26 protein-coding genes are annotated in these 26,478 nt (G+C 59.7%); 15 read left to right on the top strand and 11 right to left on the bottom strand.

Features of this window, described 5'->3' with window-relative positions; translation table 11 throughout:
• The first annotated feature begins 43 nt into the window (after positions 1-43).
• Positions 44-2,707 carry an alanine--tRNA ligase gene (gene alaS, locus NYR50_RS07875; protein WP_418135570.1) on the top strand — a complete coding sequence of 888 codons (2,664 nt, stop codon included), beginning with the start codon at positions 44-46 and terminating at the stop codon, positions 2,705-2,707.
• A gap of 101 nt (positions 2,708-2,808) precedes the next feature.
• On the opposite strand, the gene NYR50_RS07870 is transcribed toward alaS, so the two are convergent.
• Both NYR50_RS07870 and NYR50_RS07865 read right to left on the bottom strand, forming a co-directional pair.
• Positions 2,809-3,435, bottom strand: coding sequence for a glutathione S-transferase family protein (locus tag NYR50_RS07870; protein WP_418135569.1), 627 nt, complete (start codon positions 3,433-3,435; stop codon positions 2,809-2,811).
• A 335-nt stretch (positions 3,436-3,770) separates the two neighbouring features.
• The gene (locus NYR50_RS07865) at positions 3,771-4,985 is read right to left on the bottom strand and encodes an NADP-dependent isocitrate dehydrogenase (RefSeq protein ID WP_010971927.1); all 1,215 of its coding nucleotides are present in this window, start codon (positions 4,983-4,985) and stop codon (positions 3,771-3,773) included.
• A gap of 215 nt (positions 4,986-5,200) precedes the next feature.
• Here NYR50_RS07865 and NYR50_RS07860 point away from each other — a divergent pair, with 215 nt between their 5' ends.
• The 7 genes from NYR50_RS07860 (at position 5,201) to NYR50_RS07830 (ending at position 11,462) form a co-directional block, all read left to right on the top strand.
• A complete protein-coding gene (locus NYR50_RS07860) occupies positions 5,201-5,731 on the top strand; it encodes a hypothetical protein (protein ID WP_418135568.1) in 531 nt (176 codons plus the stop codon).
• 113 nt (positions 5,732-5,844) lie between these two features.
• Positions 5,845-6,672: an RNA methyltransferase gene (locus NYR50_RS07855; RefSeq protein WP_418135567.1), complete on the top strand. Its 828-nt coding sequence runs from the start codon at positions 5,845-5,847 to the stop codon at positions 6,670-6,672.
• Positions 6,656-7,477 (top strand): glutamate racemase, encoded by an 822-nt coding sequence (gene murI, locus NYR50_RS07850; protein WP_418135566.1) that lies wholly within the window; start codon positions 6,656-6,658, stop codon positions 7,475-7,477. Before NYR50_RS07855 ends, murI begins: the two co-directional genes overlap by 17 nt.
• A gap of 377 nt (positions 7,478-7,854) precedes the next feature.
• Positions 7,855-8,091: a hypothetical protein gene (locus tag NYR50_RS07845; RefSeq protein WP_418135565.1), complete on the top strand. Its 237-nt coding sequence runs from the start codon at positions 7,855-7,857 to the stop codon at positions 8,089-8,091.
• A gap of 165 nt (positions 8,092-8,256) precedes the next feature.
• Positions 8,257-8,895, top strand: a complete 639-nt coding sequence (locus tag NYR50_RS07840) for a LysE family translocator (protein ID WP_174008732.1) — start codon at positions 8,257-8,259, stop codon at positions 8,893-8,895.
• A gap of 33 nt (positions 8,896-8,928) precedes the next feature.
• Positions 8,929-9,816 carry an EamA family transporter gene (locus NYR50_RS07835; RefSeq protein WP_418135564.1) on the top strand — a complete coding sequence of 296 codons (888 nt, stop codon included), beginning with the start codon at positions 8,929-8,931 and terminating at the stop codon, positions 9,814-9,816.
• Positions 9,817-9,944: 128 nt separating this feature from the next.
• Positions 9,945-11,462 (top strand): helicase HerA domain-containing protein, encoded by a 1,518-nt coding sequence (locus NYR50_RS07830; RefSeq protein ID WP_418135563.1) that lies wholly within the window; start codon positions 9,945-9,947, stop codon positions 11,460-11,462.
• 38 nt (positions 11,463-11,500) lie between these two features.
• On the opposite strand, the gene NYR50_RS07825 is transcribed toward NYR50_RS07830, so the two are convergent.
• Positions 11,501-12,484, bottom strand: coding sequence for a TerC family protein (locus NYR50_RS07825; protein WP_418135562.1), 984 nt, complete (start codon positions 12,482-12,484; stop codon positions 11,501-11,503).
• 451 nt (positions 12,485-12,935) lie between these two features.
• On the opposite strand from NYR50_RS07825, the gene rpsD reads away from it, so the two are divergent.
• The 5 genes from rpsD (at position 12,936) to NYR50_RS07800 (ending at position 17,254) form a co-directional block, all read left to right on the top strand.
• The gene (gene rpsD, locus NYR50_RS07820) at positions 12,936-13,553 is read left to right on the top strand and encodes a 30S ribosomal protein S4 (RefSeq protein ID WP_046798221.1); all 618 of its coding nucleotides are present in this window, start codon (positions 12,936-12,938) and stop codon (positions 13,551-13,553) included.
• Positions 13,554-13,622: 69 nt separating this feature from the next.
• Complete coding sequence (locus NYR50_RS07815; protein ID WP_418135561.1) at positions 13,623-14,552, top strand: glutaminase; 930 nt, start codon at positions 13,623-13,625, stop codon at positions 14,550-14,552.
• A 61-nt stretch (positions 14,553-14,613) separates the two neighbouring features.
• Positions 14,614-15,552 carry a tRNA 2-thiocytidine(32) synthetase TtcA gene (ttcA, locus tag NYR50_RS07810; protein WP_418135560.1) on the top strand — a complete coding sequence of 313 codons (939 nt, stop codon included), beginning with the start codon at positions 14,614-14,616 and terminating at the stop codon, positions 15,550-15,552.
• A gap of 19 nt (positions 15,553-15,571) precedes the next feature.
• A complete protein-coding gene (locus NYR50_RS07805; RefSeq protein ID WP_418135559.1) occupies positions 15,572-16,399 on the top strand; it encodes an inositol monophosphatase family protein in 828 nt (275 codons plus the stop codon).
• A 30-nt stretch (positions 16,400-16,429) separates the two neighbouring features.
• Positions 16,430-17,254 (top strand): inositol monophosphatase family protein, encoded by an 825-nt coding sequence (locus NYR50_RS07800; RefSeq protein ID WP_418135558.1) that lies wholly within the window; start codon positions 16,430-16,432, stop codon positions 17,252-17,254.
• Positions 17,255-17,326: 72 nt separating this feature from the next.
• Here the strand turns inward: NYR50_RS07800 and NYR50_RS07795 are convergent, their stop codons facing one another.
• The 3 genes from NYR50_RS07795 to NYR50_RS07785 form a co-directional block, all read right to left on the bottom strand.
• Entirely contained in the window at positions 17,327-18,535 is a 1,209-nt protein-coding gene (locus tag NYR50_RS07795; RefSeq protein WP_418137273.1) for a multidrug effflux MFS transporter, read from the bottom strand.
• A gap of 137 nt (positions 18,536-18,672) precedes the next feature.
• Entirely contained in the window at positions 18,673-19,008 is a 336-nt protein-coding gene (grxD, locus tag NYR50_RS07790; protein ID WP_010971914.1) for a Grx4 family monothiol glutaredoxin, read from the bottom strand.
• A 144-nt stretch (positions 19,009-19,152) separates the two neighbouring features.
• The gene (locus NYR50_RS07785; protein WP_418135557.1) at positions 19,153-19,401 is read right to left on the bottom strand and encodes a hypothetical protein; all 249 of its coding nucleotides are present in this window, start codon (positions 19,399-19,401) and stop codon (positions 19,153-19,155) included.
• Between the two features lie 110 nt (positions 19,402-19,511).
• Here NYR50_RS07785 and NYR50_RS07780 point away from each other — a divergent pair, with 110 nt between their 5' ends.
• Positions 19,512-20,660, top strand: a complete 1,149-nt coding sequence (locus NYR50_RS07780; protein WP_418135555.1) for a hypothetical protein — start codon at positions 19,512-19,514, stop codon at positions 20,658-20,660.
• Between the two features lie 131 nt (positions 20,661-20,791).
• Here the strand turns inward: NYR50_RS07780 and NYR50_RS07775 are convergent, their stop codons facing one another.
• From NYR50_RS07775 to NYR50_RS07760, 4 genes are all read right to left on the bottom strand, one after another.
• On the bottom strand, positions 20,792-21,025 hold the full coding sequence (locus tag NYR50_RS07775; RefSeq protein WP_003507909.1) for a BolA/IbaG family iron-sulfur metabolism protein: 234 nt from the start codon (positions 21,023-21,025) through the stop codon (positions 20,792-20,794).
• Positions 21,026-21,041: 16 nt separating this feature from the next.
• Positions 21,042-23,276 carry a phosphoribosylformylglycinamidine synthase subunit PurL gene (purL, locus tag NYR50_RS07770; protein WP_418135554.1) on the bottom strand — a complete coding sequence of 745 codons (2,235 nt, stop codon included), beginning with the start codon at positions 23,274-23,276 and terminating at the stop codon, positions 21,042-21,044.
• A 114-nt stretch (positions 23,277-23,390) separates the two neighbouring features.
• Positions 23,391-23,981 carry an acyloxyacyl hydrolase gene (locus NYR50_RS07765; protein ID WP_080808234.1) on the bottom strand — a complete coding sequence of 197 codons (591 nt, stop codon included), beginning with the start codon at positions 23,979-23,981 and terminating at the stop codon, positions 23,391-23,393.
• A gap of 112 nt (positions 23,982-24,093) precedes the next feature.
• Positions 24,094-25,512 (bottom strand): PLP-dependent aminotransferase family protein, encoded by a 1,419-nt coding sequence (locus tag NYR50_RS07760; protein ID WP_418135553.1) that lies wholly within the window; start codon positions 25,510-25,512, stop codon positions 24,094-24,096.
• A 93-nt stretch (positions 25,513-25,605) separates the two neighbouring features.
• Here NYR50_RS07760 and NYR50_RS07755 point away from each other — a divergent pair, with 93 nt between their 5' ends.
• The gene (locus NYR50_RS07755; protein WP_418135552.1) at positions 25,606-25,911 is read left to right on the top strand and encodes a DUF1127 domain-containing protein; all 306 of its coding nucleotides are present in this window, start codon (positions 25,606-25,608) and stop codon (positions 25,909-25,911) included.
• Positions 25,912-26,039: 128 nt separating this feature from the next.
• On the opposite strand, the gene NYR50_RS07750 is transcribed toward NYR50_RS07755, so the two are convergent.
• Positions 26,040-26,444 (bottom strand): hypothetical protein, encoded by a 405-nt coding sequence (locus NYR50_RS07750; protein WP_092773276.1) that lies wholly within the window; start codon positions 26,442-26,444, stop codon positions 26,040-26,042.
• Positions 26,445-26,478 lie beyond the last annotated feature (34 nt).

Genomic DNA, 26,478 nt, shown 5'->3' with positions numbered 1-26,478 from the left:
TGCGGTGGCGGTGATGGACTCCAGCTGTGAGCGGTGTGTGGGCATGAGCGGTGTGAATGAAATTCGGTCGACCTTTCTCGACTACTTCAAGAAGAACGGACACGAGATCGTGCCCTCCAGCCCGCTGGTGCCGCGCAACGATCCGACACTGATGTTCACCAATGCCGGCATGGTGCAGTTCAAGAACGTCTTCACCGGTCTTGAAAGCCGTCCCTATTCCACGGCGGCATCTGCGCAGAAATGCGTGCGCGCCGGCGGCAAGCATAACGACCTCGACAATGTCGGTTATACCGCCCGCCACCATACCTTCTTCGAAATGCTCGGTAACTTCTCCTTCGGCGATTATTTCAAGGAAGAAGCGATCACCCATGCCTGGAACCTGATCACCAAGGAATTCGGCATCGACCGCAACCGCCTGCTGGTCACGGTCTATCATACCGACGACGAGGCCTTTAATCTCTGGAAGAAGATCGCCGATTTTTCCGACGACCGCATCATCCGCATTCCCACCAGCGACAATTTCTGGGCGATGGGCGATACCGGTCCCTGCGGTCCCTGTTCGGAAATCTTCTATGATCATGGCGATCATATCTGGGGTGGACCGCCCGGTTCGCCGGAAGAGGATGGCGACCGGTTCATCGAAATCTGGAACCTCGTCTTCATGCAATATGAGCAGCTGACGAAGGAAGAGCGCATCGACCTGCCGCGTCCGTCGATCGATACCGGCATGGGGCTGGAGCGCATTTCGGCGCTGCTTCAGGGCAAACATGATAATTACGATACGGACCTGTTCCGGGCGCTGATTGCCGCCTCCGTCGAGGCGACCGGCGTTCCGGCCGAGGGCGAGCATCGCGCCAGCCACCGGGTCATCGCCGATCATCTGCGTTCATCCGCCTTCCTGATTGCCGATGGTGTTCTGCCGTCGAGCGAAGGTCGCGGTTATGTTCTGCGCCGTATCATGCGCCGCGCCATGCGCCATGCGGAGCTTCTGGGCTCGCGCGATCCGCTGATCTACAGGCTGCTGCCGGCGCTCATCCAGCAGATGGGCCGCGCCTATCCGGAACTGGTTCGCGCCGAGGCGCTGATCTCGGAAACGCTGAAACTCGAGGAAACCCGTTTCCGCAAAACGCTGGAGCGCGGCCTGTCGCTGCTGTCCGATGCCACTTCGACCCTGCACAAGGGTGACATGCTGGATGGTGAAACTGCCTTCAAGCTTTACGACACCTACGGCTTCCCGCTCGATCTGACGCAGGACGCGCTGCGCGCCCGCGAAATCGGCGTCGATATTTCCGGCTTCACCGATGCCATGCAACGCCAGAAGGCGGAAGCCCGCTCGCATTGGGCCGGCTCCGGCGACAAGGCGACCGAAACCGTGTGGTTCGAGCTGAAGGAAAAATTCGGCGCGACCGAATTCCTGGGATATGACACCGAAAGCGCCGAGGGCGTCATTCAGGCAATCGTCAGGGATGGCAAAGAGGTAGAAAGCGCTGCCGAGGGCGAGACGGTTCATATCGTCGTCAACCAGACACCTTTTTATGGTGAGTCTGGCGGCCAGATGGGCGATACCGGCGTGATCGTTGGCGATAACGGCGCCTTTGACGTTTCCGGCACCCAGAAAAAAGGCGAAGGCCTGTTCGTGCATTCCGGCACCGTCTCCAAGGGCGGGTTGAAGGTCAATGAGGCCGTGCAACTGACGGTCGATCATGATCGCCGTTCGCGCCTGCGCGCCAATCACTCAGCCACCCACCTGCTGCACGAGGCGCTGCGCGAAGTGCTCGGCACCCACGTCGCCCAGAAGGGTTCGCTGGTCGCGCCCGAGCGCCTGCGCTTCGACGTTTCGCATCCGAAGCCGATGTCGGCTGAGGAGCTGAAGGTCGTTGAGGATATGGCAAACGAAATCGTGCTGCAGAATTCGCCTGTTGTCACCCGCCTGATGAGCGTCGACGACGCCATTGCCGAGGGCGCCATGGCGCTGTTCGGCGAGAAATATGGCGATGAGGTCCGCGTTGTCTCCATGGGCACCGGCCTTCATGGCGCAAAAGCCAACCGTCCTTATTCCGTCGAACTCTGCGGTGGTACCCATGTGGCCGCCACCGGCCAGATCGGCCTTATCCGCATTCTCGGTGAAAGCGCCGTCGGTTCAGGTGTGCGCCGTCTTGAGGCCGTCACCGGTCAGGGTGCGCTTGCCTATCTGGCCGAGCAGGACGAGCGTGTGAAGGCGCTGGCGTCGTCGCTGAAGGTTCAGCCGGGTGACGTGCTGTCGCGTGTCGAAGGATTGCTTGATGAGCGCAAGAAGCTGGAGCGTGAGCTTGCGGATGCCCGCAAGAAGCTCGCCATGGGCGGCGGTTCGTCGGATGCCGGCGCAAACGACGTTCAGCAGGTTGCTGGCGTCAATTTCCTGGCGAAATCGCTCTCCGGCATCGATGCCAAGGACCTGAAGGGTCTTGCCGACGAGGCCAAGGCCAATCTCGGCTCCGGCGTTGTGTTGCTGATTGCGGTTTCCGAAGACGGCAAGGCAAGCGCCGTGGCCGCCGTGACCGAAGATCTGACTGGCCGTTTCAGCGCCGTCGATATCGTCCGTACCGCTTCGGCAGCACTTGGCGGCAAGGGTGGCGGCGGTCGCCCGGATATGGCGCAGGCAGGCGGCCCTGACGGCGCCAAGGCGAAAGAAGCCATCGAAGCGGTGGCCGCGGCACTGGCGGCTTGATCGGCAAGAATTGAGAAGGCGGGGTTTCCCCGCCTTTTATATTCCGGATTTCCATTTACGGATGGTTTGACGACCGTGGCTGCTGCGGAGAGTTTAGTCCATCAGTTCGTCGCGTTCATTTCCTTTGCCGCTTCCTCGTCAAGCTGGGCGGCCCGTTTGAAGGCCGGCCGGTCGGTCAGATGCGCCATGTAAGCGGTAAAGGCCGGCCTCTTTTCGATGGTGCCGAAGTGTAGGCCCCAGCCGACATGGGCGCCGACATAGACATCCGCGGCGGTAAAGAGATCACCAGCGATAAAGCGGTTTTCGCTGACGGCGCGCTCCAGCGTGTTCATCACATCGGCATAGCTGCCGCAGCCGGCCATGCGCAGTTTCTCCTTGGGCACTTCAAAACCCATCGCCTTCATGCTTGCCGCCATTTCCAGCGGGCCTGCTGCGAAGAACATCCAGCGGTAATAGAGCCCACGCGCCTTCGGTGTGGGCGCAAGATTTGCGCCGGGAAATGCATCGGCGAGATAGGCGCAGATCGCTGCCGCCTCGGTGACGATGGTATCGCCGTGCTTGATCGCCGGCACCTTCGCCATCGGGTTAATCAGCCGGTAGGCCGGCGATTTCATCGAGGTCTCGAAACCCAGTATTTCCGTTTTATAGGGAACGCCCACTTCCTCGAGCATCCATCGCGCGATGCGCCCGCGCGACATCGGGTTGGTATAAAAGATCAATTCACTCATGCTTTTGCCTCCCCAAGCAAAATCGCCGAAGCATCTTGGGAAAACCGGAACGGATTTCGCGCCTGCGCTTCGAGTTCTTCACGATACGCAGCATCATCAGCGTCTTATTGAAGATCGCGGTGATGCTGCGATAAATGTTTGACTGTGCCGGGCAATTTATATGCAATTAGATGCTGTTTTTGTTTTGTCTTATTGTTGTACTGGCCGTGGCACGTGGAAGCGAATTCTGCGCCTAGTGCAATGGCTAATCAAGATACTGTGAACAAAAAAGAAACCCGGCGTTGCCGCCGGGTTTTCCTATTTCACCATTTCAGACGGGCATTGCCCTCCTGATTTCAGGCCGCCATCGCCGTCTTGAGGTTTTCGTCGATCTTGTCGAGGAAGGCGGTGGTAGAGAGCCAGGGCTGGTCCGGGCCGATGAGCAGGGCCAGATCCTTGGTCATGAAGCCGCTTTCGACGGTATCGACGCAGACGGTCTCGAGCGTCGTTGCGAACTTTGCCAGTTCCGCATTGTCGTCCAGCTTGGCGCGGTGGGCGAGGCCACGGGTCCAGGCGAAGATCGAGGCGATCGAGTTGGTAGAGGTTTCCTGACCCTTCTGGTGCTGGCGGTAGTGGCGCGTGACTGTGCCGTGGGCCGCTTCGGCTTCTACAGTGCGGCCATCCGGCGACAGGAGAACCGAGGTCATCAGGCCGAGCGAGCCGAAGCCCTGTGCAACCGTGTCGGACTGCACGTCGCCATCGTAGTTCTTGCAGGCCCAGACGTAGCCGCCGGACCACTTCAGCGCCGAGGCAACCATGTCGTCGATCAGGCGGTGTTCGTAGGTGATGCCGACTTCGTCGAACTTCGCCTTGAACTCGGTCTGGTAGACTTCTTCGAAGATATCCTTGAAGCGGCCGTCATAGGCCTTGAGGATGGTGTTCTTGGTGGACAGGTAAACCGGCCACTTGCGCATCAGGCCGTACATCATCGAGGCGCGGGCGAATTCGCGGATGGATTCGTCGAGGTTGTACATGGCGAGTGCAACGCCGGCGCTCGGGGCGTCGAAGACGTCCTTCTCGATGACCGTGCCGTCTTCACCGACGAACTTGATTGTCAGCTTGCCCTTGCCGGGGAACTTGAAATCGGTTGCCTTGTACTGGTCGCCAAAGGCGTGACGGCCGACGACGATCGGCTTGGTCCAGCCCGGAACGAGGCGCGGAACGTTCTTGCAGATGATCGGCTCGCGGAAGATGACGCCGCCCAGAATGTTGCGGATGGTGCCGTTCGGGCTCTTCCACATCTGCTTCAGGCCGAATTCCTCGACGCGCTGTTCGTCCGGCGTGATCGTCGCGCACTTGATGCCGACGCCGTGCTTCTTGATGGCGTGCGCTGCATCGACCGTGACCTGGTCGTTGGTGGCGTCGCGGTTTTCAACCGAGAGGTCGTAATATTCGATGTCGAGATCGAGGTATGGCAGGATCAGCTTGTCCTTGATGAGCTGCCAGATGATACGGGTCATTTCGTCGCCGTCGAGATCGACGACTGGATTGGCTACCTTGATCTTTGCCATGAATTCCTCACCTTCGAAGCTGTGGCGCCTGTTGACGCTAATAGTCGGAAAAATATCCGGTCGGGCTATAGCATCGCGAGCGTCTGAGGCAAAGCCATGGGGGGCGCTTTTTTGGCGCAGCGCAATAACGCTTTGCGCATTGCCAAACCACAATGCCGGAATACAGTCAGGCGAATCGCTTCGCCCGCGTGTCGGGCCTATCCCGGGATCACATCATGCGGAAATTTCTGCTTCTGACTGCCGCCGTCCTCTTTTCGCACAGTGCCCTTGCGGCCGGGCCTGCCGATCCCGTTCAGAAGGTGATGGATATTACCGTCAAGAACTGGTCGGGCGATGCCGAGAACTGGAAGTATATTTTCGACGAGGACATGCTGACGAGCCTGTTCAGCAAGGACTTCGTGACGCAATATCGCGAAGCATCCAAGAAGCCGGCTTACGAAGCCGAAAGCGGGGAAAAGGGCGATCCTTTCGGTTATGACGTCGTGACCAACTCCCAGGATGGTTGTCCGCTGCAGGAAGTTTCGGTGACCCCGGGTGCGGTGAAGGACGGCGTGACTGACGTGACGGCGAAATTCAAGCTTTGGGCCTGCATGGACGAGGCCGAGATAAAGGCGACCGTCGACGAGGTGCATTTCGATGTCATCGAGGAAGACGGCCGGCCTGTCATCAGCGATATTCACCGGGTGGGTGACGAGGGCAGGGATTCGCTGCGCGAAGAGATGGCGAATATCATCAAGGGGGAGTGAGGGCGGCCTTATACCTCTCCGGCTTTGATTTTCGCGCTGATCTGTGCCAGTGAGGCGCGCTTTAGGGCATCGTTGAAAAATCGATGCCGCGCTTCAAACACGGACAAACGACGATGGCAGGCACTAACAGCGAGCTTGAACTTGTGGCGGAAGGCCCGGCGATCATTCTGGTCGAACCGCAGCTCGGCGAAAATATCGGCATGGTGGCGCGGGCGATGGCCAATTTCGGCCTTTCCGAATTGCGTCTGGTCAATCCGCGTGATGGCTGGCCAAGCGAGAAGGCGCGCGCTGCCGCTTCCAAGGCCGACCATGTCATCGACGGCACAAAAGTGTTCGAGACGCTGGAAGAGGCGATCAAGGATCTCAATTTCGTTTATGCCACGACGGCGCGGGAGCGTTATGGTTTCAAGCCGGTGCGCGCGCCCGTGACCGCCGCCGCGACGCTGCGGACAAAATTCAGTGCGGGCGAAAAGACCGGCATCCTGTTCGGGCGTGAGCGCTGGGGGCTGTCCAACGAGGAAGTGGCGCTGGCTGATGAGATCGTGACATTTCCGGTCAATCCCGCCTTCGCCTCGCTCAACATCGCGCAGGCCGTGCTGTTGATGTCCTATGAGTGGATGAAATCAGGTATGGACGATCTGGACGAGACGCTTTTCCAGTCCGTCGAGCAGCGGCCTTCCACCAAGGAGCAGGTTTTCGGCCTGTTCGAACATCTTGAGGAAGTGCTGGATGCGCGCGGCTATTTCCATCCGCCCGAAAAAAAGCCCAGAATGGTCGACAATCTGCGCGCCGTGATGTCGAGGCGCGGGTTTTCCGAACAGGAAATCAGCGTTTTCCGTGGTGTATTGAATACGCTTGACCGTTTTCCCCGTCGCTGGTCGAAACAGACCGGAAGGGTAGAACCGGCACAGGAGATGGGGGAGAATGCTGAAGACGAGTGAGGCAGCGGCCGATGTGCTGAAACCGGTGCTGGTGTTCGATTCCGGCATTGGCGGGCTGACCGTGCTGCGCGAGGCGCGCGTGCTGATGCCCGAGCGCGGTTTCATCTATGTGGCCGACGATGCCGGTTTTCCCTATGGCGGCTGGGAGGAGGAGGCGCTGCGGGCGCGTATTCTTTCACTCTTCGAAACGCTGCTGCAGGATTACAGCCCGGAAGTCTGCATCATTGCCTGCAACACCGCCTTCACGCTGGCCGGAGCCGATCTTCGGGCGCGGTTTCCCGACATGACCTTCGTCGGCACCGTTCCGGCCATCAAGCCTGCCGCTGAGCGCACTCGCTCCGGCCTCGTTTCCGTGCTCGCAACGCCCGGCACCGTCAAGCGGGCCTATACGCGCGATCTCATCCAGTCCTTCGCCACGCAATGCCATGTTCGTCTCGTGGGCTCTGAAAATCTGGCGCGCATGGCGGAAAGCTGGATCAGGGGTGAGCCGGTATCCGACGAAGCGGTGCTGGCCGAAATCGAACCGTGCTTCATCGACAGCGACGGCAAGCGCACCGATATCGTCGTTCTCGCCTGCACCCACTATCCCTTCATGGCCAATGTGTTTCGCCGGCTTGCCCCTTGGCCGGTGGACTGGCTCGATCCGGCCGAAGCGATTGCCCGGCGTGCCCGCCATCTGGTGCCGCTGCCGCAAGATGCGGAGCATCCTGACGGTTTCGACTTTGCCGTCTTCACGTCTGGCAAACCGGATTTCGCCACCCGGCGGTTGATGCAGGGTTTCGGCCTCAGCGTTTCTGCCAGTTAAAAGCCTGTTGCATTTTTGCATCGCCTTTGCTCGTCTTTTGCAATTCGAGATTGCGACCTCTTGTCGCGCCGGCTTTCCTATGCAAGATATATTTTGTCTATAACCGCACTAAATGGAGGCGTGGAATGAGCAATGACATTAATATGCGCCTTAATGGCATGTCAGGCCTTTTTGGCGTGATTGTGGGCGGTTATGTGATGCGAGGCATCTCCCTCCGATAAGGCTTATGGCCTGATTCCCCAGCCGTTTGGCATTTTCACTTCGTCCGACATGTGACTTGCGCGTCCGCGTGGCATGCGTGCTGCGCCCGTCGTTTCGGCATGTCGTTTTCCATCGATAAAGGACCTGGCCGCTTGCCGCGCCGGGATGGATTTCCCATGCAAAATGATCAACCATTGGTAGCATATGCGCTGCCGGATGCGGTGGACCGTCTGTTCGTCACATTCGGCGTCTGGAAAACCCTGAAAGCAGTGGTCGTCGCGGCCATAGTGCCACGCCCGCCGCCGACCGATCTTGCCGATCTGCCGGACCGTTTGCTGGTCGATATCGGCTTTGTGCCGTCGCAAGTGAAGCGGCGACGGGACTGGTCGGTACCGTGGGCGCCGCGGTTTTGAGCAGTGGCGGCCTCTTCGACAAAGTATGTCGGGGAGGTCGCACCGCTACGAGCAGCCACCCGTTCGTCCGCTGGATGACAGGGCGGCTTGATCCTCGAAGATTGAGCTTGATACCTCCTGATTTTGGTGGCTTGCTCGGCAAATTGGACAAGGGAGACTCAAATCATGCCGCTGGAGAACTGGCTGGCCTTCGTGGCCGCATCTGCCATCATGCTCGCCATTCCGGGACCGACGATCCTGCTGGTGATTTCTTATGCGCTGGGCCACGGCCGCAAAGCGAGCACGGCGACGGTGACGGGTGTGGCGCTTGGTGATTTCACCGCCATGACGGCCTCGATGCTGGGGCTTGGCGCACTGCTTGCCACGTCGGCCGCACTTTTCACCGGTCTGAAATGGATCGGCGCTGCTTACCTCATCTATCTCGGCATCAAGCTGTGGCGTTCGCCGGTTGGTGGCGAAGGCGCTGATGGCCAAGGTGTGACGGGCCGTGAACGGCCACTTAAAATCTTCCTGCATGCCTATATCGTCACGGCGCTGAACCCCAAGAGCATCGTCTTTTTCGTCGCGTTCCTGCCGCAGTTTCTGGTGCCGACATTGCCGTTCTGGCCGCAGGTGCTGATTTTCGAAGCGACGTTCCTGGTGCTTGCCACGGTGAATGCGGCGCTTTATGGACTGCTGGCAAGTGCCGCCCGCAACACGATCCGCAAACCGAAGGTTCAGCGCATCGTCAACCGCACGGGCGGCGGTCTCCTGATTGGTGCCGGTCTTGTCGCCTTCGCGTGGAAGAGGACCGCTGCACCGTAAAGGCTTCGTGAGAGCCAATACCGGACATACAACATGGCATTGCCGCATATACTTCTCGCCCTGATCACCGTGTTTTTGTGGGGCTTCAACTTCGTCGCCATCAAGATCGGCGTCACCGACATGCCGCCTTTGTTCCTGACGGGCTTGCGTTATCTCTGTGCGGCCGTGCCGTTGGTTTTCTTCCTGCCGAAACCGAATGTGCCGTGGCGGCATATGATCGTTTACGGCATGGCGATGGGCTTTTTTCAGTTCGGCCTGCTTTACCCGGCGATCAAGCTCGGCCTGCCCGCCGGGCTCGCCTCTTTGGTCATGCAGTCGCAGGCCTTTTTCACGCTGGCGCTTGCCGTGGTTTTTCTCGGTGAACGGCCGTTGCCTTCGCAAATCATCGGCGCGGTCATCGCTTTTGGCGGGCTCGCGGTGATTGGGGTAGAGCGGATGACGATGGCGGCCTTTATACCGCTGTTGATGGGCATCGGCTCGGCCATCGCCTGGGCTGTCGGCAATATCGTCAACCGGCGTATTGGCCAGGTGAATGCGATCTCTTTCGTGGCGTGGACGAGCCTTGTGCCTGTTCTGCCGCTGCTTGCGCTTTCGCTTGTCGTGGAAGGACCGGGGGCGATTGCCGAGGGACTTGCCAATGCGACGGCGACGACGGCTCTTGTGGTCATTTATATGGCTTATGGGGCGACGATTGTCGGCGCGGGCATCTGGAGCTATCTGCTTTTACGGTATCCGGCTGGAACCGTGGCGCCGTTTTCGCTGCTGGTGCCGGTGGTCGGTTTCATCAGCGCCTATCTCGCTTTTGCGGAGCATATTACCATATTCGAAGTGCTGGGTGCCGGGCTGGTCATTCTGGGGCTGGTGCTGAACGTATTCGGGCGGCGCATCGCCCTGTCGCGGTTGTGGACCCGGCCCGCATAGGCGCAACACGCAATTGCCTGTGCATTATCGGCATGGGGCAGACGCAACCGGCGATTTTTTGGTAAAGAGCATGTTCGGCCGCGCCTGAGGGAATCGGTCGTATCAGATGCAGTACGAGGAATTGAACATTGCAGGTCGGCATCGACATGGGGACCCTATCGGGCGGGCAGCAGGCCAAGCTCGATATCGAGGAATTGCTTGCGACGCGTTTGCTGGTGCAGGGCAATTCCGGTTCCGGCAAGTCGCATCTGCTGCGCCGGCTGCTGGAGCAATCGGCCCAATGGGTGCAGCAGGTCATCATCGATCCCGAGGGCGATTTTGTTACGCTGTCCGACAAGTTCGGTCATGTGGTGGTGGATGGCGAGCGGACGGAAGCCGAGCTTGCCGGCATCGCCAACCGCATTCGCCAGCACCGCGTTTCCTGCGTGCTGACGCTGGAAGGCCTTGATGTCGAACAGCAGATGCGGGCCGCCGCCGCCTTCCTCAACGGCCTGTTCGATGCCGATCGTGAATTCTGGTATCCCGTGCTTGTCGTTGTGGATGAGGCGCAGATGTTTGCGCCCTCCGTCGCCGGCGAGGTGACGGAAGATGCGCGCAAGGCGTCGCTTGGCGCCATGACCAACCTGATGTGCCGTGGCCGTAAACGCGGTCTTGCCGGCGTCATCGCCACGCAGCGGCTGGCCAAGCTTGCCAAGAACGTGGCGGCGGAAGCCTCGAACTTTCTGATGGGCCGGACCTTCCTCGATATCGATATGGCGCGCGCGGCCGATCTGCTCGGCATGGACCGGCGGCAGGCGGAAATGTTCCGCGATCTGCAGCGCGGTAATTTCGTGGCGCTCGGCCCGGCGCTGTCGCGTCGCCCGTTGCCGATCGTCATCGGGGCGGTGGAAACCTCGGCGCGCTCGTCTTCGCCGAAGCTGATGCCTTTGCCGGATGCACCGCAGGATGTCGAAGACCTGATCTTCACGCCGGATCCGGAAGAGTTCACGCGCGCCGCCGTGCGCCGCCCGCCGCCGGCGCCGCGTCCGACCACCGATATTCTGGCAGAACTCTCCCGTTCCACGCCCGCCGCCGTTGGCCCTTCATCGGAGCAGTCGCCGCGTGCAGGCCAGCCGGAACTGACGCCGGAGGAGCGTGAGGAAAAGATTGGTGCGGTTCTGGTTGAAATTCTCGACGATCCGCAGTCTGCCTATCGCACGGATGCCGTGCTCTATCAGGATTTTCTGGTGCGCGCCCGCATGCGTCGCATTCCGGGCACGCCGATGACGCTTGCCGATTTCCGGCGACAGGTGGCGATTGCCCGCTCCGGCGTGGATGCGGTGATGGCGGCCAGCGAAGGCTGGGAGAAGGCGCTGCAATTGTCGATGTCGGTTTCCGATGATCTGCAGGGGGTTTTCCTGCTGCTCGTCAAGGCCGCACTTGGTGAAGAGCCTTGCCCGTCAGATGCCCGCATCGCCCGCGCCTACGGCACCCATTCCGCCCGCCGCGCGCGGCGTCTTCTCGGTTATTTCGAGGAGAAGGAGCTTGTGGTGGTGCATGCCGATTTCTCCGGCAAGCGCATCGTGGCGTTCCCCGATCTCGATGCAAAAACCGCACCCGGCGATGCGGATGCGGCTGAGGATGATGCGAGGCTGGCGGCGGAGTGAGGTTGCGGCAGGTTTCCCTGCCGCTTACCGTTTAAGCCTTACTCGATAGCCTTCACTTCTTTCCGTGTCGCGATCAGCGAACCGATGATGCCGGTTGCGAGGATGGCAACTGTCACGCCGAGCGAAACGGCCGGCGGGATCTTGGCGATGCCCAGCATGTCGGCGACGAAAATCTTCGAACCGACAAAGACCAGAACCGCAGCCAGCGCATATTTCAGATAAGCGAAGCGGTGGATCAGGGCGGCGAGTGCGAAGTAGAGGGCGCGCAGGCCAAGGATCGCGAAGATGTTCGAGGTGTAGACGATAAACGGATCGGTGGTGATCGCGAAGATTGCCGGGATCGAATCGACCGCGAAGATCAGGTCGGCGATTTCGACCATGATGAGCGCCAGGAAAAGCGGCGTCACAAAGGTCTTCAGCTTGCCGGTGGTCGCATCGGTCTCCTTGACGAAGAACTTTTCACCGTGAAGCTTTTCCGTCACCGGCAGGCGGCTGCGCAGGAATTTCAGGATGCGGTTATTGCCGATATCGTTCTCGTCATGGTCGGACGAAAACAGCATCTTGAGGCCGGTGAAGACGAGGAAGGCCGCAAAGAGATACAGCACCCAGTGGAAGTTTTCGACGATGGCTGCACCGCCGGCAATCATGATGCCGCGCAGGACGATGACGCCGAGGATACCCCACAGCAGCACACGGTGCTGATATTGGCGGGGAATGGCGAAATAGGAGAAGATCATGGCGATGATGAAGATATTGTCCATCGCCAGGCTTTTTTCGACCACGAAGCCGGTGACATATTCCATCGCCGACTGCTGGCCGGACTGGTACCAGATCCAGCCGCCGAAGGCCAAGCCGATGGCGATGTAGAAGCCTGACATCAGCAGGCTTTCACGAATGCCGATTTCCTTGTAATTCTTGTGCAGCACGCCGAGATCGAGCGCCAGGAGGCCAAGGACGAGAGAAATGAAGACAGCCCACATCCATGTGGGGGTACCGAGAAAATCGTTGAGGAGGAACTCCATCAGTCAACCTTTAGCCGGACGAGGTTGGCTTTGCGGGTGGGGGACGTGTGTCAAGAATATACGTGGGCCCCAACCTTAACAAACTCGACATCACGTGTTGTCCGGTAACACGTCAGAGGGGCCCGAGTTCTGATCACGATGGAAAGATGGGTGGGCCCTCGGGCTTTTCAAGGGCGGTCACAAGAAAAAAGCGGCGGGCTTTGTTTGACAAATTTGTAAAACGTGTTTAGAAGCCGCCCCAACGCCGGGCAGTAATGTCCGGTGTGTTTTGTTGATTGCCTTGCAGTTTAAGTGCTGACGTTTGGCAGTCAATATCACCGACATGTCCCGTGGTTTCTCCATTTGCATGTGAGAAGCCTGTCAGAGGCCCTGAAACGGGCCTCAGAGGAGGGCGTGTTTCCTTAAACCGGTTTGGCAACAGACCGGCATAACCTTTTGAGAAGGAAATACGATGAGCAAGCGCGAATCGGCCAAGTATAAAATCGACCGCCGCATGGGCGAAAACATCTGGGGCCGTCCGAAGTCCCCGGTTAACCGCCGCGAATACGGCCCGGGCCAGCACGGCCAGCGCCGCAAGGGCAAGATGAGCGACTTCGGCACGCAGCTGCGCGCCAAGCAGAAGCTCAAGGGCTACTACGGCGAACTGCGCGAAAAGCAGTTCCGCGCCACTTTCGACGAAGCAAACCGTCGCAAGGGTGACACCTCCGAGAACCTGATCGGCCTGCTCGAGTCGCGTCTGGACGCCATCGTCTACCGCGCCAAGTTCGTTCCGACCGTTTTCGCATCGCGCCAGTTCATCAACCATGGCCACGTCACGGTTAACGGCGTTCGCGTCAACATCGGTTCTTACCGTTGCAAGGCTGGCGACGTAATCGAAGTTCGTCAGAAGTCCAAGCAGCTGGTGACGGTTCTCGAAGCCGTTCAGCTCGCTGAGCGCGACGTTCCTGACTACATCGAAGTTGATCACAACAAAATGGTTGCGACATACGCCCGCGTTCCGTCGCTTTCCGACGTTCCGTACCCGGTCGTCATGGAACCGCATCTGGTCGTCGAATTCTACTCGCGTTAATCGACGCGTTTCAGTATTGAGAAAGCCGCCCCTTGGGGCGGCTTTTTTGTTTGCTGGGGAAGGCTTTGCATGCAGGATATTCAGGCGATCGTCGATTCCATCTATGACAGCATGCTGCCGAGACTGGGCGAGGGGAAGGTTGCGGATTACATTCCCGAACTCGCCAAGGTCGATCCCAACCAGCTCGGCATCGCCATCACCACCGTCGATGGGACGACCTATACGGCCGGCAATGCGCTTGTGCCGTTTTCGATCCAGAGTATCTCCAAGGTCTTCATGCTGACGCTGGCGCTCGGCAAGGCTGGAGAAACGGTATGGAACCGGGTAGGGCGCGAACCATCGGGGTCGTCTTTCAATTCCATCGTTCAGCTGGAACATGAGCACGGCATTCCCCGCAATCCCTTCGTGAACGCCGGTGCGATCGTGGTGACCGATATCGTTCTTTCCGGCCACCAGCCGCGTGAGGCGATAGGCGAGCTTCTGCGGTTCGTACGTTACCTCGCTGACGATGACACGATCAGCATTGACGACACGGTGGCGAAATCCGAGCAGGCGACGGGTTTCCGCAATTTCGCGCTTGCCAATTTCATGCGTTCCTTCGGCAATCTGCATCATCCCGTGGAACATACGCTCGGCGTTTATTTCCATCAGTGCGCGCTGTCGATGACCTGCGCCCAGCTTTCCCGTGCCGGGCTTTTCCTCGCCAATCGCGGCCGCAATCCGCTCTCCGGCCATACCGTCGTCTCGGACCGTCGGGCGCGGCGCATCAACGCGCTGATGCTGACCTGCGGCCATTATGACGGATCGGGCGATTTCGCCTATCATGTCGGCCTGCCGGGCAAGAGCGGCGTCGGCGGCGGCATCATGGCGGTGGCGCCGGGCAAGGCGTCGATTGCGGTCTGGTCGCCGGGTCTCAACAAGGTTGGTAATTCGGCGCTCGGGTCACAGGCGCTGGAATTGCTGGCGACGAAAACCGGCTGGTCGGTATTCGGGGCTTGATCTTGCCGGCGGATGGGGGCATTGCCTGCATCAAGAACGGCAGTCGTGCCGGAGCGAGTTGATGATGAACATTCTCACCAAGATCGATGACTTTGTAGATCAGGCCGGGGCTGACAAGGCTGGGGCAGATCACGACCCGTCCGAAGAAAATGGCAGCTCGCATCCCCTGTTCGACAATGCTCCGCGTTCGGTTTCCTTCAACAAGCTGCGCAAGCGGCTGTTGCGCAATGTGCGGCAGGCGTTTGAAGATTTCGGCATGCTGAACGGCCAGAAGCGCTGGCTGGTCGGCCTTTCCGGTGGCAAGGACAGCTACGGGCTGCTGGCGCTGCTGCTCGATCTGAAATGGCGCGGCCTCTTGCCGGTGGAGCTGGTGGCCTGCAATCTGGATCAGGGGCAGCCGAATTTCCCCAAACACGTATTGCCGGAGTATCTGGCAAAGATCGGTGTGCCCCATCGCATCGAATATCGCGACACCTATTCAATCGTGAAGGAAAAGGTGCCTTCCGGCGGCACCTATTGTTCGCTCTGTTCGCGGCTGCGCCGCGGCAATCTCTACCGCATCGCGCGGGAGGAGGGCTGCGACGCATTGTTGCTCGGCCATCACCGCGAGGATATTCTCGAGACCTTCTTCATGAACTTTTTCCATGGCGGTCGCCTCGCGGGTATGCCGGCGAAGCTGATGAATGACGAGGGCGACCTGATGGTCATGCGCCCGCTTGCCTATTGTGCCGAAGAGGATATGGCAAAATTTGCAGCCGCGATGGAGTTCCCGATCATTCCCTGCGACCTCTGCGGCTCGCAGGACGGCCTTCAGCGCAATGCGATGAAAGAGATGCTGGCGGATATCGAACGGCGCATGCCAGGCCGCAAGGACGTGATGCTGCGGGCGCTTGCGCATGTGAACCCATCGCATCTGCTCGATCCCAAGCTTTTTGATTTTTCCGCGCTTGCTGTCACCGGCGCGTCACCTGAAGAGCGTAGGGAGGCCAGCCCTCCCTGATGAAGAAGTGCCCCGCGCCATGAGCTTTTCCGATAAAGATATCGAATTCCTCGTTTCCACCGTCGCCGCTGCCGGCGCACAGGAAATCATGCCCCGCTTCCGAAACCTGAGCGCCGGCGCCATCTCCGAAAAGACCTCCGCCATCGATCTCGTCACCGAGGCAGATGTTCTGGCGGAAAAGGCGATCACCGCCGCGCTGCTTGCGCGGTTTCCGAAGGCTCATATCGTCGGCGAAGAGACCTATGAGGCGGACCCTTCCGTCATTCCAGCCCTTGCCGATGCGCCGCTTGCCTTCGTGATCGATCCGATCGACGGCACGTTCAATTACGCTTCCGGCTTTCCCGCTTTCGGCACGCTGCTTGCAGTCACCGTCAAGGGTGAGACGGTGGCGGGCATCATCCACGATCCCGTCATGGGCGATACCATTGTGGCCTTGAAAGGTGAGGGGGCTTATCTCCACCGCAAGAACGGCTCGCAGGTCAATCTCAAGGTCGCGGACCCAGCGCCATTGTCGGAAATGGTCGGCATCTTTTCCTGGGGTCACAGCCATGAGGATCGTCGTCCGGTCATTGCCGCCAATATGGCGAAGATCAAGATGGCGCTTTCGATCAATTGCTCGGCACATGAATATTGGCTTGCCTCGGCCGGCAAGCTGCATTTCATCGGCCATGAAAAGCTGATGCCGTGGGATCACCTTGCCGGTGTTCTCGTCCATCAGGAGGCCGGTGGTTACACGGCCCGTTTCGACAATACGCCCTACCGGCCGGGACAGACGGCCGGCGGCATCCTGTCGGCGCCCGACAAGGAAAGCTGGAAGATGCTGCGGCGGGAAATCGTCGCCTTATAAGATTGATGCTCAGATAGAAGGATATCGCCCATGGCTCTTGAACTCGACATCGCCTCTCTTGCCAATGCGCTTCAGGAGGCGGCCGCAGTGGAAATCCTGCCGCGGTTCCGTAATCTGGGCGAAGGCGACGTCAGGATAAAGTCCGAGGCTATCGACCTCGTAACCGAGGCCGATGAGGCTGCCGAACGGTTGATCCGCGCCCGCGTGCAGGACATCATGCCTGATGCGCTGTTCATCGGTGAAGAGGCCGTGGCGGCTGACCCGTCCCTGGTCGGCAAGCTTGCCGATGCCGATCTTGCCGTGGTGGTCGATCCGATCGACGGCACCTTTAACTTCGCTTCCGGCCTGCCATTGTTCGGCGTGATGATGAGTGTCATCTCCAAGGGCGAGACCGTTGCCGGCCTGATCTTCGATCCGATGGGCAATGACTGGGCAATTGCCGAAAAAGGCTCCGGCGCATGGCTTTGCGCCGCCGATGGCTCGCAGACGCAGATGTCTGTCGTGACAGCGCCGCACCTGTCGCAGATGGTCGGTATCGCCAATACAGGTTATTTCGATGTGGAGACACGCCGCAAGATCTTGATGAACCTTGCGGATGTGCGGCTGTTCACCAGCTATCGTTGTGCTGCGCATGAATACCGCCTGTTCTGCGGCGGTCACATGCATTTCCTGATGTATAACAAGCTGATGCCCTGGGACCATCTGGCCGGCACGCTGCTTTCGCAGGAAGCAGGCGCTTATGCCGCCCGTCTTGACGGTTCGCCCTACCTGCCGCGCCATTTGGATGGCGGGCTGCTGCTGGCGCCGGATCAGGAGACCTGGGAGCTGCTGCGCGAGAAGATTTTTACGGTTTAACCGAACAAGAGCTGTTTTCAATAAAAAGGGCGCGGAACAGAATTCCGCGCCCTTTCTTTTTTCTGTCAGAACTTACCTTGTCGGCTTGTTATGGGCCTGAAACAACACGCCCTTTTCGCCGATCAGCACGAAGATAAGGCCGATGATGGAGACGGCGAAGAAGCCGGCCACCATGGGCAGTGCCGTGCCGTCGAAAGCCTGGCCGATGCCGGCGCCGATCAGCGAGCCGCCGACGGTTCCCATGAAACCGATGACGGAGGAGGCGGTACCGGCGACATGGCCGAGCGGTTCCATGGCGAGCGAGTTGAAGTTCGAGCCGATCCAGCCGAACTGGAACATCGCCAGCGCAAAGAACACGATGAAGATGGCGAAGGGCATCGGCTCCGGCCCCAGCACCTGCACCACCAGCCAGACGAAGGTGATGGCGATGAAGCCGAGCAGCGACCCGTGCGACAGCTTGCGCATGCCGAACCGGCCGACCAGCCTGGCATTGATGAAGGACGAGAAGGCCATGAACAGGGCAACGCCGGCAAAGGCCGCCGCAAACCATGCGCCAAGGCCGTAGATGCCCTTGTAAACCTGTTCAGCCGAGTTGATGAAGCCGAACAGCGCGCCGAAAATGAAGGTGCTGGAAAGCGTATAACAGAGCGCGATACGGTTGGTGAGCACGATCTTGAAGCCGCCGAGGATCGAACGCGCCGTGAAAGGCCTGACGTCATCGGGATGCAGGGTTTCCGGCAGGCGGAAATACATCCAGGCCGTCACGACGGCGGCGATGCCGGCCATGAAGGCGAAGATCAGGTGCCAGTCGCCGAAGAAGAGGACGATCTGGCCGGTGCCGGGCGCGATGACCGGAACGACCATGAAGACCATCATGATCAGCGACATGACTTCTGCCATCTGCCGGCCGCCATAGATATCACGCACGATCGAGATGGTGATGACACGCGTTGCCGCCGAACCGATGCCCTGAATGAAGCGCAGGACCAGGAGGCCGGTGAATGATGGCACGAAGACCACGGCAATGGCGGAGATGATGTAGATGGCCAGACCGACGAGCATCGGCTTGCGTCGACCGAAACGGTCAGAAATCGGCCCGTAGAGCAGTTGGGCGATACCGAAACCGAGGAGATAGGTCGAAATCACGTATTGGCGGTGGTTTTCATTGACGACGCCCAGTGATGCGCCGATTTCCTGAAGACCCGGCAGCATGATGTCGATGGCCAGCGCATTCAGCGCCATCAGCATTGCTGCCAGCCCAATGAATTCCGTGCGCCCCATCGAGCCTGCGCGCGAAGCGGTGGATTGTGAAAGTTCTGTCACAGGATTGCCCCAAAAAGAACGGCAAAGGCGTTGCATGAAGCAACGCCTGGCATAAATTTCTGACAATCAGGGTGGGCCGGACGAACCGGCCGAAATCAGGCCGCGCCGCGGACGCTGATACCCTGTTCTTGGAAGTGGCTTTGCAGCTCGCCGGACTGGAACATCTCTTTTACGATATCACAGCCACCGACGAATTCGCCCTTGATATAGAGCTGCGGAATGGTCGGCCAGTTGGAATAGTCCTTGATACCCTGACGGATGTCGGCATCGGCAAGCACGTTGACGCCCTTGTATTCGACGCCGAGGTAGTCAAGAATCTGTACGACCTGACCGGAAAAACCGCACTGCGGAAATTGCGGAGTTCCCTTCAAGAAAAGAACGATGTCGTTGCTCTTCACTTCGCTGTCGATGATGTCGTGAATGCCGCTCATGGCCATATCCTTTCACATGCGGTTCAAGGCCGCTGCTTTCTGTTAGCCTCTAAATAACATGTCGCGGCGCGATTTCCACCCGTGGCGCGCAAAAAATGCGTCTGTGTGGCATGGCATGACAGACTAGATCCGGCCTGCTGCTTTTTATTTATACCGCTGCCTGCTGCGGGAAGCGGCGGTGCGCCTTTTGCTTACCTGCTTCCTGGCCGGCTTGGGTTTGACGGCGGCCTTGATCGCTGCTTCCAGAACGGAACCGACAATGCCGCCAGCCAGCGAGCCGGTGGTTTTCGTCCGGCGGGCGCGGCGCGTCTTGCGAATACCGGTCTTGGTGAGGACTTCAGCCAGAGCGCCCTTGACGACGCCATTGAGCAACTGATCGACGATGCCAGACAAAATTCCCTCGCCACTAAATAAATCATATTTCCGTCGCGATTTTTACTATACGTGCATCGCCCACTGTATCAAGCGATCCTTTCGGGTGTCTCCAGCCTGAAGGTTTATGCATGCCGGCCGTCCAGTCACGACTTGTTCTTTATTTCCCCGGTTTCGATCCGCTCGATGCGGCTGCCCATCATCTGCGCTACCAGCGCGCCGCAGCGCTGGCGGGAAAGACGTGGGACGTCAACTATGCCGTGGGGCCGCTGGAGAGCAGGCCGGCTGGCGAAGCATTCACGGTGGAGGCTTCGGCGGGCGACTGGCGGACGCGCTCGGATATCGTCGTCTATGACCATAACGATGTCATCTCGCAGCTGCGGGATGCCTCGGTGTGGCGGCAGATCTGGCTGGGTTTCAAGGCCGGAGCGGGCATCGTCAGTGAGGGCGGTGCTGCACGCTATCTGCGCCACGCCTGGCGGTTCGGGCTGTTCTTCATCTTTCCGTTCCTGCTGATGCTTGCCGGTGGCGCGCTTGCTGCCGGCATTGCGCTCTCGCCATGGCTTTTCGGCTTGCCGCTGTGGCTTCTGGTGGTCAGCATTCCCGCTGCCGCCGTGTTTTTCGTGAAGGCGTTCCTGCCTTTCGCGGAGCGGTTTCACACTTTGCATCTTTATGCGGACTGGCGTTTCGCGCTCGCGGTCGGACGCGATGAACCTATTGCCCGTGACTGGATCGAGGAGAGGGCGGCACTTGTGGTGACGGCGCTCGAACGGCCCTCGGATGAGGTTCTGGTGGTGTCGCACAGCATGGGTGCCAGCCTCGCGCTCGCGGTCATCGGCCGCGTGCTGGAGCTGAAGCCGGATGCGCTGGATGGCCGCAAGCTGTCTTTTGCGACGCTGGGCGGTGCCGCGCTGCAATGTGCGTTCCTGTCGAGCGCGGACAGGCTTCGCGAGAGCGTTGGTGCAATCGCGCGTCACCCTGATGTGACATGGTTCGATATCCAGTGCCTGACCGATCCGATCCATCTCTATCGCTGCAACACGGTGGCGCTGACGGGTCACCGCGATGCGCCGCTGCCGAAGATCGTGCCGATCCGTTTCAAGCATTCGCTCTCATCGGAGCGCTACAAGAAGAACAAGCGCAATTTCCTGCGCATGCACCGGCAATATGTTCTCGGGCCGGATCGCAGATCCGGTTACGATTTCACCCTTTTGACAGCGGGGCCGCTGCCGGCCGCATCCTTCGCTGATCTGGATTCACAGAGCCCGCCTGCTTTGTAAGCGGCGTTTTCCCTTCTGCCTGATATGAAAAGGCCCGCGTGAGAGCATCACGCGGGCCTTTGATTTAGTCCGGGGCCTTTATGCGTCGGCGGGACAGTGAAGCTGTCTTGCGGGCACGTTCACGGCCACAATCATTCTGGAGCGGAGGTCTGCAGGGCAAGGGCATGCAGAACGCCGCCCATATTGCCCTTCAGCGCGTCATAGACCATCTGGTGCTGCTGCACGCGGGTCTTGCCCTTGAATGCTTCCGCAACGACTTCCGCCGCGTAATGGTCGCCGTCACCGGCCAGATCGCGGATCGTGACCTTTGCCCCGGGAATTCCCGCCTTAATCATGTCTTCAATGTCGCCGGGTTTCATGGGCATGGTGTTTCTCCTTAATTCATTCTGCGGCAATCAAAGTTTCGCCGTCCATGAACTGAGGGAACCACGATTCATAGGCCAAGTGCAATTCTTTAATCTCGACTGCGCGCGCCGTGCCCAGCTTTACGGTGGAACCACCGGTAGTACCGATAACAGGGCAGGAAACACCGGCCGCTTTAGCCGCCGCCTGCACCTTGTCGAGATCGGACTTCTTGACGGTCAGGACGTAACGGGCCTGATCTTCGCCATAGAAGGTGAGAACCGGATTATGGCCTTCAACCGCATCGATCGTTGCGCCGATGCCGGAAGAAATCGCCATTTCGGCAACAGCAAGGGCGAGACCGCCCGAGGAGCAATCGTGAACGGCGGTGGTGAGGCCTTCGGTGATGAGGCCACGGACGAAATCGCCGTTCTTCTTCTCGGCGATGAGATCGACATGCGGCGCCGGGCCATCGGTGCGGCCGTGAACGTCACGCATATAGACCGACTGGGCAATGTGGGTGCCGAGGCCGACAGGTGCGCCGACCAAGAGTACCACCTCGTCGGCAGCCGCGAAACGGATGCGCGCCATGCGGCCCCAGTCCTTCAACAGGCCAACGCCGCCGATGGTGGGGGTGGGCAGGATCGCCTGACCATTGGTCTCGTTGTAGAGCGAGACGTTGCCGGAAACGATCGGGAATTCCAGCACGCGGCAGGCTTCGCCGATGCCCTTGATGGCATGGACCAGCTGGCTCATGATTTCAGGCTTTTCCGGATTGCCGAAATTGAGGTTGTCGGTGGCCGCCAGCGGCAGAGCACCAGTCGCGGTAATGTTGCGCCAGCATTCGGCCACGGCCTGCTTGCCGCCTTCGAAGGCATCGGCCTCGACGTAGCGTGGCGTCACGTCCGAGGAAAAGGCGAGCGCCTTCTTGTCATGGCCTTCGACGCGCACCACGCCGGCATCGCCGCCCGGCAGCTGCAGGGAGTTGCCCTGGATCAGCGTGTCGTACTGCTCGTAAACCCAGCGGCGCGAGGAGTTGTTGGCCGAACCAACCAGCGACACCAGCGCATCGGCAATGTCGGCTGCAGGGATGTCGGTTTCCGAAAGCGCTGCGGGCACCTTGGCTGGCGTCCACGGGCGGTCGTATTCGGGGGCCTCGTCGCCGAGCTCCTTGATCGGCAGGTTGGCAACTTCCTCGCCATTGTGCAGCACGCGGAAGCGCAGGTCGTCGGTGGTCTTGCCGACGATGGCGAAATCCAGACCCCACTTGACGAAGATCGCCTTGGCCACCTCTTCCTTGGAGGGTTCGAGAACCATGAGCATGCGCTCCTGGCTTTCCGACAGCATCATTTCGTAAGCCGTCATGCGCTCTTCGCGCACCGGCACGGCGTTCAAGTCGAGTTCGATGCCGAGATCGCCCTTTGCGCCCATTTCGACAGCCGAGCAGGTGAGGCCGGCGGCGCCCATGTCCTGAATGGCGATGACCGCACCGGTCTTCATCAGTTCGAGGCAGGCTTCCAGCAGGCACTTTTCGGTGAAGGGGTCGCCGACCTGAACCGTCGGGCGCTTTTCTTCGATCGACTCATCGAATTCGGCAGAGGCCATGGTCGCGCCGCCAACGCCGTCGCGGCCGGTCTTTGCACCGAGATAAACGACCGGCAGGCCGACGCCCTTGGCTTCCGAGAGGAAGATCGCATTGGACTTGGCAAGGCCGGCGGCAAAGGCGTTGACGAGGATATTGCCGTTATAACGCGGGTCGAATTCCACTTCGCCGCCAACGGTCGGCACACCGAAAGAGTTGCCGTATCCGCCGACACCGGCAACGACGCCGGCCACGAGGTGGCGGGTCTTCGGATGATCGGGCGCACCGAAACGCAGGGCGTTCATGGCCGCGATCGGGCGGGCTCCCATGGTGAAGACGTCACGCAGGATGCCGCCGACGCCGGTTGCCGCACCCTGATAGGGCTCGATATAGGACGGGTGGTTATGACTCTCCATCTTGAAGACGACGCAGTCGCCATCATCGATATCCACCACGCCAGCGTTTTCGCCGGGGCCCTGAATGACGCGCGGACCTGTTGTCGGCAGGGTCTTCAGCCACTTCTTCGAAGACTTGTAGGAGCAGTGCTCGTTCCACATGGCCGAGAAGATGCCAAGCTCGGTAAAGCTGGGCTCCCGTCCGATCAGGTCGAGGATACGCTGGTATTCGTCGGGCTTCAGCCCGTGGGATGCAACGAGTTCCGGGGTGATCTTGATGGAGTTTGAAATCGACATAGGTCTCACGCGGTTCGAGCCGAGGAAAGTTTCCGGTTCTTTAGCGCAAGAGGCTCATTGGTGCGACAGGAAAATGCGCAGTTCTACCGGCAAAACGCTGCTTTCTTGGCTTATTCAGAACTTGTAGCCGACCATAAGTCCAACACGCGTCAGCCCGTCATTGGGGCCGTCGCACAGATTGGCGTGGGAGGCGTGTTCGATCTGGGTCGAAATATTCCAGTTGCTGTTGAAGCGATATCCGATAGCGGCATATTCATGAAAAAGCAGGTGGCAACCGAATTCCGCGCCCGTTTCGCCAGGGCCGTTTTTCAGTCTGCCGTCATGCCACAGGCCACCAAAGCCAAGGTCGACGAAAATCTTCGGATTGAGGTCGAAGGTCCAGTTGACACCGCCGTAAATGGTATCTGCCTCTCCCTCGGTGCCGATTTCGCCGCCCAGATGCAGACGCGGGCGGGCGAGTTTTTCGCCGAGGGTGACAGCCGAGGCGCTCGCGAAGGGATCAAAATAGGCGGTAAAGGCCGGGAATGCGCCATCTTCACCGCCGCCATCGCGGCTGGTGACAGAGGTTGTGACCCCGAACCGCAGTTCGTCGAATACCGTACCGTCGGCGGCGATGGCCGATGTGACATCCGCAAGCACAAATGCTGCAAAGACCATTGCAAGAGCGAACAGTACCCTAATGGATGTGGAACCGAATGCTGCCATCGAATCATTCCCCGCTCCGAAGTAGGGAGAGGATGGCAGATTTGTCGGCGCGGTAAATAATGAGTTACTGATTTAGGAATCGTGTTGCAGGAATGACTCGGCCGGGCAACGCTTACGCCTCGCTTTCATAGCCGGCCGATCCATTGTCGAGCAGATTGCGCAGGATGCCGAAGGCATGTGTCAGTTCCTCGCGCGAGGAGGGTCCGGAAAAGCTGATGCGGACGCGGTGAAACACCTTTTCCGAGCGGCCTGCCTTGAACTCGTCCTCGTCGTCGATCAGCACGCCTTCCTTCATGGCGGCATTGCGGAAGGTGCCCGACAGCCAGGGTTCGGGCAGTCGCAGCCACATGAAGGCGATATCGGGCAGGGAGTTGAATTCCAGCCCGGCAAAGATACGTCTGGCCATTGCCTCGCGCTGGTTGATCTCGGCGATGCAATCCTTGCGGATGTCATCTGCGTCGCCACTATTGACGAGACGCGCATTCAGTTCGGCCAGCATGAAGGGCAATCCGCCTGTTAACATCGAATGGGAAATTCGTATTCTCGATGAAAACTGCGCCGGGCAGGCAACCCAGCCACCCCTGACCCCGGCGGCAACGGATTTCGACAGGCCACCGACAACGAAGGTGATATCCGGCGCGAATTCCGCAATGAGCGGGATCTGCTCGCGGGTCATGGCGCCGTAGAGATTGTCCTCCACGATCCATACGCCGTATCTGCGGGCGATATCGGCGATTGCCCGCCGCCGATCCTCGGGCAGGGTGGCGCAGGTGGGGTTCTGGCCGGCCGACATCAGGAAGATCATCTTGGGATGTTGCTGGGCGCAGACACGCTCGAAATCATCAGGGGCGATACCCTTTTCATCCGCTTCCACCAGCGTCACGCGACGCCCGGCAAGGGTGGCGCTGCGGCTGATGTGAGAATAGGTGACGGGCTCGAAGACGATGCGGTCACCCGGCGCCGTCATTGCGGTCACCACGCTCATCACCCCCGCATGGGCGCCGAGCGTCGAGACGATGTTTTCCGGTTTCGGCGACCAGCCGTTCTGGGAAAGCCAGCGAGCGCCCGCCATACACCAGTTGTCGGGAAAGCTGCGGGTGTAGTTGGAAATTTCGAACGGATGTTCTCTGGCAAGGGCCTCGACATGTTTACCGACCAGCACGCTCTGGCCGACATCCGGCGCTGCGGTGGTGTTCAGGCGGAATTCGGCGCTGGTGTCGAGGGCGTAGCGCGTGCCGCCGAATGCCGACACGGACGGTTCCTCGGGCGATAAGGGCGCTGGGGTCTTGCGTTCATTGACATAGGTGCCGCGGCCGACTTCGCCGCTGACGAGGCCACGTTCGTGAATAAGGCCATAGGCCCGGCTGATTGTGCCGATTGTCACGCCGAGATCGTAAGCGAGATTGCGCTGCGGTGGCAGTTTCGAGCCGGCCTGCAGGATTCCGTCGGAAATCGCGCTCTCGATACTGTCGGCGAGGCGAAGGTAAATCGGGCCGTCGCCCTCGGTGATGTCAGGAAGCCAATTTGTCATGGTGACAATTTATGCATTGTATCTGTACTCAAGTCAATTGTATTTATTGTCTGCATTGAACGACATCAAGCACACGGAGACAATAGGTGCAATATGCGCAAGATGGATCAATACCTCTCGAAAGCGGATACACTCTATCCTGATGGCTACGAACGGGAACGCGTGTTCCGCGATGCCGGCGACATGGTCGCACCGGCGCCGTTTCCGGCCAAGATCGCCCGCACGCTTATTGGTCGCATGATTGCCGGCGTGTTTCACTGGCACCTGAAACGGCGCGGACGGTTCGCCTTGCGGGAACTTTCTGACGATCTTCTGGAGGATATCGGGGTAACGCGCGATGAGGCCCTGAAGGAGGCTGCGAAATCTCAGCTTTTCTCCTGGCCGACGCGGTCCCTCTGATTTTTTGTCGGAGAGCGGCGCCTTCTTTCCCCGGCGCCATCAAGCCATTCGGCAGCCCGCCACGCCACTCCCAACCGGCGTCGGCGGGTTTTTTTATGTGGGCTGGTTTTTAGAGCCGTTCCGCTCGATCAGCAGCCCTTGCCGCCATTCGCCCAGCGCTTGACGTCGGTGGCGATGCGGCCGGAGATGGCCTCGCTCATCACGGGTCCGAAAGCATCGAGCTTTGCCGGATTGCCTTCGGCCTGGATCACCAGCATGGGGCGCGATTCCGGGCTGTTGCGCGGCACGAGGAGGATGCGCGGGCGGCCCGAGAAAGAATTGAGTTCCGGCGCGAGGCGATAGGCCTTGAACGCCGCATCACCCGATTTGAACCAGCAGGCATTGGCGCCAAGCGCGATCCGCTCCATCGTCGGCAAAGCCGCGCGGGAGACGGAGGCGACCGGCTGCGGTTTCGGCTGGCAGGCGGCGAGTGCTGATGCAGCGAGGATCAGTCCGGTAGCTTTGTAGGCATTCAGTCGAAAAGCAAGAGACATCAGGTCATCCAGAAGAGAGGCCGAAACGGCAGCC

The organism is Agrobacterium sp. El2ro-1b (assembly GCF_048298475.1).
Taxonomy (GTDB): Bacteria; Pseudomonadota; Alphaproteobacteria; order Rhizobiales; family Rhizobiaceae; genus Agrobacterium; species Agrobacterium fabrum.
The sequence above is the reverse complement of the archived record's forward strand: the minus strand, read 5'-3'. Positions and strand labels throughout refer to the sequence as shown.